A 601-nucleotide genomic window follows, 5' to 3' on the forward strand; every position below is an offset into this window, starting at 1 on the left:
ACATATTTCACAACCTTTACTTGTAGAAGCTTTGGGAGCTTTAGGATCACTTGATGTTTTAGAGGTGCTTGATCAAAGAGCATCAAATTGCACTTCAAGATCTTGATGTGTCTTTTGTAAGACATCATGTTGAACTTAAAGAGCACTAATTGAGTTCTTGAGACTACATGTAGTCTCCTTGCTTCGAGCAAGTTCTTGATCAAGCTTCTCAACCTTACTCTTTTCAAGTGCTAGGAGCTTCTTGAGTTCTTCGTTAATTTTTTTTCTTGAACAAGCAATTCTTCTTGTTGCTCAAGAAGCTCATCCCTAGCTCCAACTTGCTTCATAAGACCTTTGATCATAGCATTAGGATTTTTTATAAGTTCACTTGGAAGAGGGTTATCATCATCACTAGAATCATAATTATCACTAGAAAGAGTATCTTCATCACTAGTGACATACTTGGGAGAGGAAGGGGTATTGGATTTTATCTTTTTTCTACCTTCCTTTGCCATGAGGCATGTATGCTTTGAGAGCTTGGGGAAGAGTGACTTGCTTGATGAGGTTTTGCCCTTGATAGCTATGAATGCCACCTCATCACTTTTTGACTCAGAATTCTCAT

At 37.9% G+C, this 601-nt stretch carries 1 protein-coding gene; it reads right to left on the bottom strand.

Annotated features, from left to right (window positions below):
• Positions 1-230: 230 nt before the first annotated feature.
• Positions 231-601: hypothetical protein (locus ACQY5W_RS13350; RefSeq protein ID WP_428025459.1), on the bottom strand; the 371-nt coding region annotated here is incomplete at its 5' end.

The organism is Arcobacter sp. (assembly GCF_050300555.1).
In the GTDB taxonomy this organism is placed as follows: Bacteria; Campylobacterota; Campylobacteria; order Campylobacterales; family Arcobacteraceae; genus Arcobacter.